Source organism: Aquitalea sp., assembly GCF_030150775.1.
GTDB classification, from domain to species: domain Bacteria; phylum Pseudomonadota; class Gammaproteobacteria; order Burkholderiales; family Chromobacteriaceae; genus Aquitalea; species Aquitalea denitrificans.
The window spans coordinates 14,179-26,784 of the sequence record NZ_JASLFG010000026.1 but is presented as its reverse complement, the minus strand read 5'-3'; the positions used below and the strand labels follow the sequence as shown (position 1 = coordinate 26,784).

Sequence of the window (12,606 nt, the reverse complement as noted above, 5' to 3'; positions counted from 1 at the left end):
CGGCAGTATCCGGCAACGACATCACCAGGCCGTGACAGCAGGATGACAGGTCTTTTACCGCGCGCTCAGCGGTGAATGGGGAGCAAGAGCAGGCCCAGCAGCAGGAGTTCGCAGATTTCGATACCCGCACCCAGGCAGTCGCCGGTCATGCCGCCCAGCTTGTGCTTGAGCCAGGTGCGCCACAGCAGACCAGTCAGCGGGGCCAGCAATAGCGCAGGGGCCAGCCACCAGGATAGGCCAAGCAAAACCAGCAGGCTGATGCCCTGTACCAGCCATTGTGCTTGTCCGGCAAAGCGCTCGCCGCTGCCGGGGGCCAGCGCAGGCAGCGTGGCCGACCAGAACAGCGCAAACAGCCGCGCCCAGGCCGGTAGCAACAGCAGGCCGGCCAGCAGTGCCGGCTGCCTGGCCAGCAGCATCAGCAATACCAGTTTGCTGCAGATGGCGCAGACCAGCGCAATCACACCAAAGCTGCCTACATGCGGGTCTTTCAGTACCTCAAGAAAGCGATCGCGCGAGCGATGCGCGGCACCCATGGCATCACTCAGGTCGGCCAGACCGTCCAGATGCAGGCCGCCTGTTATGGCAATCCACAGCAGCAGCCCGCCCAGTGCGCCCAGCCAGGGGTCGTGTTGGCTACCCAGCCACACCACCAGCCAGAGCAGGCTGCCCAGCAACAAACCAACCGGGGCAAACCAGCGCGCACTGGCGGCCAGCCACTCCGGGTGGAAGGTACGCAGCTGCGGTGTAGGCAGGCGGGTAAGAAACTGGATGGCCAGAATCAGACCCTGCCACCAGCGGGCCGGGGGGATGGCGCTGGTCGGTTTCATGCTTCGCCGGGGCTTTCCAGATGCATCAGATAGGCCGGGTGACCCTCCAGGATGGACAGCTGGGCAAAGCCGCCGCGCTGCACCGTCATCAGCTTGGCCACGGCAAATTCGGTACCCAGCAGCTCGGCCAGCAAGGCAGTAATCACCCCACCATGGCACACCAGTACCCGGTGACTGCCGCGCGCCATCTGAATCCACTCGCTGAACCCCGTTAACACGCGGGTGCGGAACACGGCATAGCTTTCACCGCCTGGTGGAATCAGTTCGCCAGCGGCTACGCGGCTGCCCCAGTCCGGATGCTGACCGGATAGCACCTCGCGCGACATGCCGTCCCAGTCGCCAAAATCGAACTCGGCAAAACGCTCATCCACTTTCAGCGGCAAGGAACCATGCAGGGCCTGATGCACAGCAAACTCGCGGCAGCGCTGCAGCGGCGAGGTGGCCATGCTGGTGACAGGTGCCAACTGGTTCAGCTTGTGCCAACTGCGGCTCATCTGTTCGCAGCCCAGATCATTCAGTGGCAGGTCGGTGTGGCCGATCAGCCTGCCATCATGGTCGATCTCGCCGTGGCGTAGCAGGGTGAGCGTATAGGGGTTCATGCGTCCTCAGTCCTTTTCGGTGACGCCAGCCTGGGCAAAGGTAGCCATTTCGGCGTGCAGCTTGATGGCCAGTTGCAGCAGCGGTACGCAGGCGGCGGCACCGGAGCCTTCGCCCAGGCGCATGCCCAGCGCTACCAGCGGGCTCAGTTGCAGGGCTTCCAGCGCCAGTTTGTGCCCGGTTTCTTCCGAGCAGTGGCTGGCCAGCAGCCAGGCCGCAACCGCCGGGTCGATGGCGCGGGCGGACAGCGCGGCGGCGCTGGCAATGAAGCCATCCACCAGCGATGGTACACCCAGTGCTGCGCCTTCCAGATAGAAACCGGCCATGGCAGCAATTTCCAGTCCGCCCAGTTCGGCCAGTACCGCGGTGCCATCCAGTTGCTTGTCCTGCAGACGGTCCAGCCCCTGTTGCACGGCACGGCGCTTGTTGATAAGGCCGGCATCATCAATGCCGGTGCCGCGACCGACAATGCTGTCCACGCTGTAGCCCGCCAGGCGACAGATCAGTGCCGCAGACGGGGTGGTGTTGCCAATGCCCATGTCGCCGGCAATCAGCAGGTTGGCACCCTGTTGCACGGCACGGCGGGCAGCGGCGCGGCCCACTTCCAGGGCCGCTTCGCACTGTTGACGTGTCATGGCGGCCTCTACCGCCAGATTGGCGGTGCCGGCAGCAACCTTGGCCTGCACGATGGGCAGATCCGGCAGCGGGTTGAGCACGCCTGCATCCACCACTTCCAGTCGGGCAGAAATGGCGCGCGCCAGTACGCAGATGGCGGCACCGCCGGCAGCAAAGTTCTTTACCATTTCGCCGGTGACGATGGATGGATAGGCGGAGACACCTTCAGCCGTTACGCCGTGGTCGCCGGCAAATACGGTGATGGCCGGTTGCAGGGAGGAGGGAATGGTCTGAGCTTGCCAGGCGGCAAAGCGGCAGGCCACCGTTTCCAGTACGCCCAGGCTGCCGGCCGGTTTGGTCAGCGAATTCTGGCGTTGCAGGGCGGCTTCATGGAAAGCGTGGTCAGGAAGGGCGATGGCCTTGGTCATGATGCAATTTCTCTGGTTGGCATGGACTAGAGCGGGACTCTAAGACATGGGGCGCGGCGCGGCAAGCTGAATGCCTGGCTGGTGTCGGCATTGCTTGTTGCATATCAAGACAGTTCTCGGCAAATGCCCGGGGTTTCGCAGCCATGTGCCGTATAATCGCCGCCTTGGCTTGTCGCTGAAGTAACAAGCCAGCATCTACATCATGTTTTGCCGGGACCGGCCACGTTCCGGCGTTCAGGAGCGCACCTTTCATGACCCACCTGATTACCGGCGCAGCCCGCTCTGGCAAAAGCCGCTATGCCGAGCAACTGGCCATCAAGCATGATGGCCCGGTCCGCTATGTCGCTACCGCTGAAATCCGGGATGCTGAATTTGCCGAGCGTGTACGTCAGCACCGCCTGCAAAGGCCAGCGCACTGGCAGGTGCTGGAGGCCGAGCGTAGCCTGGCCGAGCTGATCCTGGGGCAGGATCAGGAAGACGGCTTGCTGCTGGTGGACTGCCTGGGCATGTGGCTGATGCGTTTTTTCCGCAGCGACGACCAGTTCGATGAAATGGATTTCGTGCAGGAGCGGCAATGGCTGCTGGAGGCTATTGATGCAGTACAGGGCCAGTTGTTGCTGGTGAGCAATGAAATCGGCTGGGGCGTGATGCCGATGAGCCGTGTAGCGCGCCAGTATGGTGACTTGCTGGGCCGGTTAAACCAGGATATTGCCGCCCATTGCCAGCGTGTGACGCTGATCGCCTGCGGCTTGCCGCTGGTACTCAAGAGCGCGTGATAGCGGCGGTTTTCCCGCTGTCGGCGTGGATGGTGTGCCATGCCGGACACAGCAAGACATAGTCTGGTTTGACGCTGGACTGGCTGGCCGTTATCCTCGCCGCCATGGACAAGGAACTGGAATACCTCGAATCCCGCGTGCAGGCCCTGATCGCCCGCATCAAGGAGCTGGAAACCCAGAACGGCCGTTTTGCCCAGGCGCTCGCCGAAGCGCTCAAGGAAAATGCCGAGCTGAATTTCCGCGTGAACGAAACACGCAGCCGAGTGGCCGCGCTGGTGGAGCGTCTGCCCAAGGCAGACGAGCCGGAGCGGGCCGAAGGAGAGGCAGAATGAGCGATATCGTACAGGTCGACATTGAACTTCTCGGTCGCCATTTCACTATCGGTACACCCACGGACGAGCGTGAAACATTGCTCGAAGCTGTCCGGCTGCTGCAAGGCAAGGTCGATCTGATCCAGCAGCATGGCAAGGTGATGGATGCCGATAAGATCGCCATCATGGCCGCGCTGAACATTGCCCATGATTTATTACGCACCAAAGTGGGAGAGGGCTTGGAAATGGCCTCGTTCCAGCGTAAAATACGCAACATGAGCGAAGCAGCCGATACGGCACTACGCGAAAGCCAGCAAGCCCTGTTCTGATTTCTGATCACCCAACAGGAACTGGCCAACACCCAGATCAGTTTATCCCCTGCGGTGTTCGTGAAGGCAAACAATTCCTTTGTACCAATGCGTTCGCTTTTGGTCGCCAGCGTGAGTCACGGGTGTGTCGCGTTCCTTGTGGATGCGCCCGAAGTGGCTGGCAGGTGGCCCTCCCTGGAAACAGGGTACAAGCGAATTATGCCCAAACGACACTCGCGGGGGTCTCCCTTCCACGACCCGGCGCACTCTGCTCCGGGTCGTTTTCATTTGTGTTTATCTTGTCAGGCTTCTGCCATGCCAACTCCAGACACTGCCTTCACCGACAAGATCGCCCTACGCAAAGCCATTCGGCGTCAGCGCATGGCACTGACGCCGACCTACCGCGCCCAGGCCATGCGCGCCGTTGCCCGCCATGCCAGCCGCTTGTTGCAACGCGGGCGGCGTATTGGCGGCTATCTGGCAGCCGGTTCGGAGCTGGATGTGGAAATCCTGCTCAGCACTGCCCTGCAGCGTGGTGCCAGCGTGTGGCTGCCGCAGATTCCGGCACGTGGCCGGCGCATGTGGTTTTCCCGCCTGAGTGGCAGTGGGCGCTGGTACCGGCATGCGCGTTACGGCATCGTGGAATTTGATGGACCCTGCTTGCGGGCGGAAAAGCTGGATGTATTGCTAGTGCCATTGCTGGCGGTGGATGAGCAGGGCTATCGCATGGGGCAGGGCGGTGGTTTTTACGACAGCAGCCTGGGTTTTCGCCAGCGCCCGCGCCGTTATGGCAAGCCCTTGCTGGTAGGGGTGGCCTATGATTGCCAGCGGGTGGCCACCGTGCCGCGCGAGGCCTGGGATGTGCAGCTGGACTATCTGTTGACCGAAAGCGGCCTGCACCGCTTTACCCGTAGCCCAGGCGACAAAGCCTCCTGACGGAGGCTTTGCGCGGAACGGTGTCTGGTGCCGAAGCTTGTTTAGTGATCCCAGTGGTGGCCGTGGCCTTCTCCGGGAACGACCACCATGGGTACGAAAACCTCTGGCCCACGGTAGCCGCCACGTGGTGGCACAATCACACAGGCGCTCAGGGCACTGGCCAGCAATACGCCAATCAACAGGCTTTTCATGTTTGTTCTCCTGACTGCAAGGGCTGTCTGGCCCGGATGTTTATCTTGCCTTCAGGATAATCCAGCCATGCCGTTGTAAGATGCCGTAAATTGTTAAGCCAACCATCCATTCATTAACAGACATTTCCTATGCGCTATTGGCTGATGAAGTCCGAACCGGACGAAACGTCGATTGACGACCTGATGGCTGCCCCCGAACGTGCCTTCGAATGGACCGGGGTGCGTAATTACCAGGCGCGCAACTTCATGCGGGACGAGATGCAGCCGGGTGATGGGGTGCTGTTCTGGCACTCCGGTTGCGCCCAGCCTGGCATTGCCGGGCTGGCCGTGGTGGCGGGGACGGCCCATGCCGACTCCAGCCAGTTTGATCCGCACAGCCCCTATTTCGACGCGAAAGCCACCGGGGATGCACCGCGCTGGCAGTGTGTGGATGTCCGTTTCGTGCGCAAGACCCCCTTGCTGACTCCGGCCCTGTTGCGCCAGCATCCGGTGCTGGAACATATGCTGGTGTTACGGCGCGGGAACCGCCTGTCCATCACCCCGGTCATTCAGGCTGAATGGGATTACATCACCAGCCAGCTGTGTTGAACGGCTGGCTTCATTTGGCCGCATCGACCCGTCATCGCCGCAAGGAACAGGATGCTCTATCCCCCGTTAATGCCGTTTGCCAGTGGCATGTTGCCGCTGGATGGCCTGCATCAGATGTATTGGGAGCAATGTGGCCTGCCCGAAGGCCAGCCCGTGCTCTACCTGCATGGCGGTCCCGGCGATGGCTGCGCGCCGGCCAGCCGGCAGCTGTTTGATCCCGGCTTCTACCGGGCGGTGCTGTTTGACCAGCGCGGTAGTGGCCGTTCGGTGCCGCGTGGCGAGCTGCGCGACAATACCACCTTGCATCTGATCGATGATATCGAACGCCTGCGTCTGCATCTGGGCATAGAACGCTGGCTGGTGTTTGGTGGCTCCTGGGGCAGTACGCTGGCGCTGGCCTACGCCCAGGCTCATCCGCACCGCGTGCAGGGGCTGATTTTGCGCGGGATATTTCTGGGGCGGCAGAGTGAAATCGACTGGTTTCTGCATGGCATGGGGCAGTTTTATCCGGAAGAGTGGCAGCGCTTTGTGTCTCCCATTCCACAGGCCGAGCGGCTGGACCTGCTGCAGGCGTATTACCGACGGCTGTGTGACCCGGACCCGGCGGTGCATCTGCCGGTGTGTCGCAGTTGGGGCCGCTACGAGGCGGCATGCGTGGCTATCAGGCAGAATCCCGAGGCCATCACCCGGGCCAGCAGCGAGTATGTTTCCCTGTCGCTGGCACGGCTGGAGGCGCATTATTTCGTGCACCGCATTTTTCTGCCGGAGGGGCAGTTATTGCAGCAGATAGACCGCATTCGCCACCTGCCTGCCGTCATCGTGCAAGGACGGTACGATCTGGTCTGCCCACCGGTCTCCGCGTGCGAACTGGCCCGGCACTGGCCGGAGGCAGATTTCCAGCTGGTGGAAATGGCCGGCCACTCCTTGTGGGAAGGTGGCATCCTGCAGTTGCTGATGCAGCAGCTGGAGTCCTTCAAGTACCGCCTGGCGTGAGCTCATGCCTGTGCTGCCGCGGTAAATTGATGAAAACATTGTCTGCGACTGTGTTCTAAACCAGCCCTGCCGCTACCATCTACCTGCCAGGGTAGTCGCTCTTCATTGTGTGGAAAGCTGTTTCTGCCTTCTGAGGGCAAGCGTTTGTTTTTGCGCGGCTCTTATCGGCGGGCCCCTCAGGCCGCTATAATGGCCCGATTGAATTTGCGACGGACTGCCCAAGCTGCCCTGCCAGGCGGGGACTTGGGCAGTCCGCCCTTTTGTTTTCAGCCTTTCCAGACAAAGATCACCATGCAAGAAACTTACAGCCCGCGCGAAGTCGAAGCCGCAGCGCAACAGAAATGGCAGCGCACCGCTGCCTTCAAGGCCGTCGAAGACGCCAGCCGCCCCAAGTACTACGCCTTGTCGATGTTCCCTTATCCGTCCGGCAAGCTGCACATGGGCCATGTGCGCAACTACACCATTACCGACGTGCTGGCCCGCTTCAAGCGCCTGCAGGGTTTCAATGTGCTGCAACCGATGGGCTGGGACGCCTTCGGTCTGCCGGCTGAAAACGCTGCGATGAAAAACGGCGGCGCTCCGGCGGCCTGGACCTACGCCAACATCGAATACATGAAGACGCAGCTGGACAGCCTGGGCTTTGCTCTGGACTGGGAGCGCGAGCTGGCCACCTGCAAGCCCGACTACTACCGCTGGGAGCAGTGGCTGTTTACCCGCCTGTTTGAAAAAGGCGTGATCTACAAGAAAAACGGCGTGGTCAACTGGGACCCGGTGGACCAGACCGTACTGGCCAACGAGCAAGTGGTGGACGGCCGTGGCTGGCGCTCCGGTGCCGTGGTGGAAAAGCGCGAAATCCCGATGTACTACTTCGCCATCACCAAGTACGCCGAAGAACTGCTCACCAGCCTGGATACCCTGGATGGCTGGCCGGAACAGGTCAAGACCATGCAGAAAAACTGGATCGGCAAGAGCCACGGCTCCGACGTGGTGTTTGCCTACGACCAGGACAGCATCGGCCATGGCGGCGAGCTGAAGGTGTACACCACCCGTCCGGACACCCTGATGGGCGCAACTTACGTTGCCGTGGCGGCGGAACACCCGCTGGCCACCCAGGCCGCGGCCAATAATCCGGCGCTGCAAGCCTTTATTGCCGAATGCAAGGCAGGTTCCGTGGCCGAGGCCGACGTGGCCAAGATGGAAAAGAAGGGCATGGACACCGGCCTGTTCGTCATCCATCCGCTGACTGGTGCCAAGCTGCCGGTATGGGTGGCCAACTATGTGCTGTGGGGTTATGGCGAAGGCGCAGTGATGGCCGTGCCGGCACATGACGAGCGCGACTTCGAATTTGCCAACAAATACCGCCTGCCGCTGCTGCAAGTGTATGCCAAGGTGGCCGGCGACAATGATTTCGACGCGAGCAACTGGCAAGACTGGTATGCCGCCAAGGACGACAGCGTACGCACCGTCAACAGCGGCAAGTACGACGGCAAGTCGTTCAGCGAAGCCTTTGATGCCATCGTCGGCGATCTGGAAGCCAAGGCTGCCGGCCAGAAGAAAACCCAGTACCGCCTGCGCGACTGGGGTATCTCCCGCCAGCGCTACTGGGGTTGCCCGATTCCCATCATCCATTGTCCGACTTGCGGCGATGTGCCGGTGCCGGAAAAAGACCTGCCGGTGGTGCTGCCGGAAAACGTGATTCCGGATGGCGCCGGTTCGCCGCTGGCCAGAATGCCGGAATTCTACGAAACCAGCTGCCCCAAGTGTGGCGGTGCCGCCAAGCGCGAAACCGACACCATGGATACCTTTGTGGAATCCAGCTGGTACTACGCCCGCTACGCCAGCCCCAAGTGCGACACCGCCATGCTGGACAAGGCGGCAGCCGACTACTGGCTGCAAGTGGACCAATACGTCGGTGGTATCGAACACGCCATCCTGCACCTGTTGTACGCACGCTTCTTCCACAAGCTGATGCGCGACGAAGGCCTGGTCTCCAGCGACGAGCCGTTCAAGAGCCTGCTGACTCAGGGCATGGTGATCTGCGAAACCTTCTACCGCGAGCTGCCTAACGGCAGCAAGGACTGGATCGCCCCGCAAGACGTGGTGCTGGAGCGTGACGGCAAGGGCAAGATTACCGGTGCCACCCATCGCGTGGATGGCCTGCCGGTGGTGGTGGGCGGTATCGAGAAAATGTCCAAGTCCAAGAACAACGGCGTGGACCCGCAAGAATTCATCGAGAAATACGGTGCCGACACCGCGCGTCTGTTCATGATGTTCGCCGCCCCGCCGGAACAAAGCCTGGAATGGTCGGACGCCGGTGTGGAAGGTGCCTTCCGCTTCCTCAAGCGCCTGTGGAAACTGGCCAAGGAACATGCCGACGCCGGTGTGGTGGCCGCCTATGCCGGTGGCGAGCTGAATGCCAGCCAGAAGGAACTGCGCTTCAAGCTGCACAGCACCATCCAGAAAGTGGCCGACGATTACGGCCGCCGCCAGCAGTTCAACACCGCCATCGCCGCGGTGATGGAACTGCTGAACACCTACGACAAGACCGAGCGCAGCGATGCCGCCGGCCGTGCCGTGGCACAGGAGGTGCTGGAAAGCGTCACCCTGCTGCTGTCACCCATCGTGCCGCATATCACCGATGCCATCTGGGCAGTGCTGCGTCCTGGCAGCGAAGTATTGGCTCAAGCCTGGCCCAAGGTGGACGAGGCGGCGCTGGTGAAGAGCGAAATCGAAATGATGGTGCAGGTGGCCGGCAAGCTGCGTGGCAGCATCACCGTGGCTGCCGATGCGGCCAAGGATGTGATCGAAGCCACCGCGCTGGCACATGAGAACGTACAGAAGTTCATGGAAGGCAAGCCGGCCAAGAAGATCATCGTGGTGCCGGGTCGTCTGGTGAACATCGTCGTGTAAATCCCTGCCCGCCCTGTTATGGGGCGGGCTAGCAATCCTGCCGGTCAGAAGTGCCGCCACGCTTGCCGTGGGGAAGATCCGACCGGCTCCTGTTACGGAGAACAGGCATGAACCGAATCCTGCACGGGCTGGCACTTGTCAGCGTAGTGTTCCTACTCAGCGCTTGCGGTTTTCATCTGAAGGGGATGGGTGGCAGCAGCCGACCATTGCCTTTTGGCAGCGTGTATGTGGAAGACGGCAGCAGCCAACTGGGTCCTATCCTGCATGAAACACTGGCGCGCAATGAAAAGCTGGTGTTGCTGACCTCGCCGAAACAGGCGGAGGCAGTCGTCAGTGTGCTGGGTGAACACCAGTCCAAGGAAGTTTCCACCATCAACAGCGGTGGCAAGGTCAACGAGTACATGCTGACCTATGACGCAACAGTACGCACTGTGCTGGATGGTGTGCCGATGGAACCGGACATGGACATCAAGGTACGTCGCTACATGAATTATTCCGATAGCGATGTACTGGGCAAGGAGCAGGAAGAAGCCCTGTTGTGGAGAGATATCCGCCAGGATGCCGCCGAGCAGGTTGTGCGCCGCCTGGCCTACCTGCAGCGTCCGGCACAGTCGGGCAAATCCGGCCCGCAAAGCCTGAAGCCTGCCAATGCCCAGCCTAAACCCTGATGCGCTGGATGCGGTGCTGGCCAAGGGCCTGGCACCGCTTTACCTGATTCATGGCGAGGAAACCCTGCTGGCGCTGGAAGCCGCTGACAAGCTGCGCAAGCAGGCGGCTGCACAGGGCTATCAGGAGCGGGAAGTCCTGACGGTCGAGGCAGGGTTTGACTGGTCCCAGCTGCGCGATGCCATGAGCAGCGTGTCACTGTTTGCCAGCCTCAAGCTGCTGGAAATCCGCATTCCAGGAGGCAAGCCCGGTACCGAGGGTGGCGAAGCACTGCAACAGCTGGCAGCTTCTCCTCCGGACGACACCATCACCCTGATCACCCTGCCGCGGCTGGAGAAAGCCCAGCTACAATCCAAGTGGTTTGCTGCACTGGAAAAGGCAGCCGTGGTGGTGGAGGCAAAGCCGGTTGGCCGTCACGAACTGGCCGGCTGGATTGCCCGGCGCATGAAGCAGCAACAGCAGCAGTTGTCGCCGGAGGCACTGAGCTTTTTTGCCGACCGGGTGGAAGGCAATTTGCTGGCGGCCCGGCAGGAAGTGGACAAGCTGGCCTTGTTGTATCCGGCAGGAGAGTTGACGCTGGAGCAACTGCGCGAGGCCGTGGCCAATGTCGCCCGCTTCGATGTATTCCATCTGTCCGAATCCTGGCTGTCCGGCGATAGCGCACGGGTGCAGCGCATGCTGGATGGACTGCTGGCAGAAGGTGAGTCACCGGTACTGGTGCTGTGGTCGTTTACTGAAGATGTCCGCATGTTGTTGCGTTTACGCCAGGGACTGAAAGACGGACGTCAGTTGCGTGATCTGGCGCGTGAACTACGGCTATGGGGTGACAAGCAGCGGCTGGCTGAACCGGCTCTGCGCCGGATCGGGCCGCGTAAACTAATGACGGCGCTGTCCGAGTGTGCGCGGATTGATCAGCAGATCAAGGGAGTGGCCCTGGGTGATCCCTGGCATGCCTTGCGTGGTCTGGCCTTGTTGCTAGCCGCGTGATGTAGAAAAAATACAGGTATTTGAAACGGTCAGCTTGAGCTGGCCGTTTTTTTTTAAACATGTGTCGGATTATTCTGTTTTTGTTTAAATTTCTTTTAATAAAGTATTGAGATTGATGGGGTGCTGCCATATGATAAGAACAAGTTAATACATTTTAAACAATAAAGAAAAGAACAATATATGGTGCAAAACGAGGGTATCAGCACAGTAGCGGGGGTGGTAGAGCACCGAACGCGCAGCAAGGTTGTCCTGGTTGAAATCATTCATCAAACGCTGGATGTGCTGCTGACGGCAGAAGATGCCCGCCTGGTGCACTGGGATGGGCGTATCCTGCGTGTTCACAAGCTTTCATCCCGCAAGGCCAATCAGATTCTGCATGCACCTGATGCCTATCCGGGATTCCTGGGCGTGTTTGATCACCGTGCCCGCTACCGGGATCTGGCCGAACCGTTGGGAGATATTCTGGGCCTGCAGCTGTAAGACCTGGGGTGACTGGCGACAAGAAGGTCTTTGAGAAAAGGCCTGGTACGGGGCATGGGCGAACAAGGGGTTAAACAGTATGTGGCGGAATGAAACGCCCAGCCGGTGCGGGCCGGTTTGCCGGCAGCGGCCCAAGCACAGCAAGTCACCTTGCCATAAAACAAAGGCCTGCAAGAAAAGGCCTTTAGTTTGCGACTGGTGGAATACTACAGGGCAGCAGCTTGTGACACATTGCTGCCCGCTGGCAGGATCAGGGCCCTGACGCGCCGCGTGCTGCGCTGGCCGCCGGAGTAGGCAAGCCCGGTGCGCTTTTCATACGAGGCCAACACCTTGGCTACGTAGTCACGTGTTTCGTCATAGGGGGGGATGGTGTTGCGGTATTTCTGCACCGCACCCTCGCCGGCATTGTAGGCCGCAATCACCAGTGGCAGATCGTTGTTGAACTGGCTCAGCAGAAAACGCAGATAGCGGGCTCCCGCGCGCAGGTTCTGCCTGGGGTCGGCCAGGGCGGTAATGCCAAAGCGCTCTCCCGTTGCCGGAATCACCTGCATCAAGCCAATGGCACCCTTGGGGGAAATGGCCTGCGGATTGTAACCGGATTCTACCGTCACGATGGAATGCAACAGATCGGCATCCAGCTTGAATTCGCGTGCAGTCTGATCGATCAGCGGCTTGTACTGGGCGGCAAGGCGGCTGTTGACCACGGGAACACTCACTGGCTTTAGCTTGTCCACCCGCGGTGCGGTCTGGCGGCTGTCGCTGCTCAAGGTGGCTCCCAGTCCGGGGGTGATGGCATCGTCCAGTGCTGTATTATTGCCCGCGCTCGACAACATGCTCTTTTGATAGAGCTGATAGCGTTCATCCACCTGACGGTTGGCCAGATGGACCTGGCCTTGTTCGTCCACAAAACCATAAAGATCGGCGTGTACGCTATTGGCGACCAGGCTGGCCAGCAAGGCCAGGGTGGCAAGAAATAATCGCATTTGGCGGGGG

General features: G+C 60.7%; 15 protein-coding genes and 1 other RNA gene. 11 read left to right on the top strand and 5 right to left on the bottom strand.

Features of this window, described 5'->3' with window-relative positions; translation table 11 throughout:
- Nucleotides 1-65 precede the first annotated feature (65 nt).
- Genes cobS through cobT form a run of 3 tightly spaced genes read right to left on the bottom strand, consistent with a single transcriptional unit; the run spans nt 66 to nt 2,467 of the window.
- A complete protein-coding gene (gene cobS / locus QVF59_RS08810; protein ID WP_287878956.1) occupies nt 66-827 on the bottom strand; it encodes an adenosylcobinamide-GDP ribazoletransferase in 762 nt (253 codons plus the stop codon).
- Entirely contained in the window at nt 824-1,426 is a 603-nt protein-coding gene (locus tag QVF59_RS08805; protein ID WP_159874569.1) for a histidine phosphatase family protein, read from the bottom strand. The genes cobS and QVF59_RS08805 overlap by 4 nt, the downstream gene beginning before the upstream one ends.
- A gap of 6 nt (nt 1,427-1,432) precedes the next feature.
- Nucleotides 1,433-2,467, bottom strand: a complete 1,035-nt coding sequence (gene cobT, locus QVF59_RS08800; RefSeq protein WP_287878954.1) for a nicotinate-nucleotide--dimethylbenzimidazole phosphoribosyltransferase — start codon at nt 2,465-2,467, stop codon at nt 1,433-1,435.
- Nucleotides 2,468-2,718: 251 nt separating this feature from the next.
- On the opposite strand from cobT, the gene cobU reads away from it, so the two are divergent.
- From cobU to QVF59_RS08775, 5 genes are all read left to right on the top strand, one after another.
- Complete coding sequence (cobU, locus tag QVF59_RS08795) at nt 2,719-3,243, top strand: bifunctional adenosylcobinamide kinase/adenosylcobinamide-phosphate guanylyltransferase (RefSeq protein ID WP_287878953.1); 525 nt, start codon at nt 2,719-2,721, stop codon at nt 3,241-3,243.
- Between the two features lie 68 nt (nt 3,244-3,311).
- Nucleotides 3,312-3,575, top strand: coding sequence for a hypothetical protein (locus QVF59_RS08790; protein ID WP_240902556.1), 264 nt, complete (start codon nt 3,312-3,314; stop codon nt 3,573-3,575).
- On the top strand, nt 3,572-3,883 hold the full coding sequence (locus tag QVF59_RS08785) for a cell division protein ZapA (RefSeq protein WP_159874572.1): 312 nt from the start codon (nt 3,572-3,574) through the stop codon (nt 3,881-3,883). Before QVF59_RS08790 ends, QVF59_RS08785 begins: the two co-directional genes overlap by 4 nt.
- 43 nt (nt 3,884-3,926) lie before the next feature.
- Nucleotides 3,927-4,109, top strand: a non-coding RNA gene (ssrS, locus tag QVF59_RS08780) — 6S RNA.
- 68 nt (nt 4,110-4,177) lie between these two features.
- The gene (locus QVF59_RS08775; RefSeq protein WP_287878950.1) at nt 4,178-4,798 is read left to right on the top strand and encodes a 5-formyltetrahydrofolate cyclo-ligase; all 621 of its coding nucleotides are present in this window, start codon (nt 4,178-4,180) and stop codon (nt 4,796-4,798) included.
- Between the two features lie 41 nt (nt 4,799-4,839).
- Here the strand turns inward: QVF59_RS08775 and QVF59_RS08770 are convergent, their stop codons facing one another.
- On the bottom strand, nt 4,840-4,989 hold the full coding sequence (locus QVF59_RS08770) for a hypothetical protein (RefSeq protein ID WP_159874574.1): 150 nt from the start codon (nt 4,987-4,989) through the stop codon (nt 4,840-4,842).
- A 129-nt stretch (nt 4,990-5,118) separates the two neighbouring features.
- Here QVF59_RS08770 and QVF59_RS08765 point away from each other — a divergent pair, with 129 nt between their 5' ends.
- The 6 genes from QVF59_RS08765 (at nt 5,119) to QVF59_RS08740 (ending at nt 11,613) form a co-directional block, all read left to right on the top strand.
- Entirely contained in the window at nt 5,119-5,577 is a 459-nt protein-coding gene (locus QVF59_RS08765) for an EVE domain-containing protein (RefSeq protein WP_287878947.1), read from the top strand.
- 51 nt (nt 5,578-5,628) lie between these two features.
- Nucleotides 5,629-6,570, top strand: a complete 942-nt coding sequence (gene pip, locus QVF59_RS08760) for a prolyl aminopeptidase (protein WP_287878945.1) — start codon at nt 5,629-5,631, stop codon at nt 6,568-6,570.
- Nucleotides 6,571-6,861: 291 nt separating this feature from the next.
- A complete protein-coding gene (leuS, locus tag QVF59_RS08755) occupies nt 6,862-9,480 on the top strand; it encodes a leucine--tRNA ligase (RefSeq protein ID WP_287878943.1) in 2,619 nt (872 codons plus the stop codon).
- 107 nt (nt 9,481-9,587) lie between these two features.
- Nucleotides 9,588-10,148: an LPS-assembly lipoprotein LptE gene (locus QVF59_RS08750; RefSeq protein WP_159874578.1), complete on the top strand. Its 561-nt coding sequence runs from the start codon at nt 9,588-9,590 to the stop codon at nt 10,146-10,148.
- Entirely contained in the window at nt 10,129-11,133 is a 1,005-nt protein-coding gene (gene holA / locus QVF59_RS08745; RefSeq protein WP_159874579.1) for a DNA polymerase III subunit delta, read from the top strand. Before QVF59_RS08750 ends, holA begins: the two co-directional genes overlap by 20 nt.
- Before the next feature lie 180 nt (nt 11,134-11,313).
- Nucleotides 11,314-11,613 (top strand): hypothetical protein, encoded by a 300-nt coding sequence (locus tag QVF59_RS08740; RefSeq protein WP_159874580.1) that lies wholly within the window; start codon nt 11,314-11,316, stop codon nt 11,611-11,613.
- Between the two features lie 206 nt (nt 11,614-11,819).
- On the opposite strand, the gene QVF59_RS08735 is transcribed toward QVF59_RS08740, so the two are convergent.
- Entirely contained in the window at nt 11,820-12,596 is a 777-nt protein-coding gene (locus QVF59_RS08735) for a lytic transglycosylase domain-containing protein (RefSeq protein ID WP_159874581.1), read from the bottom strand.
- Nucleotides 12,597-12,606 lie beyond the last annotated feature (10 nt).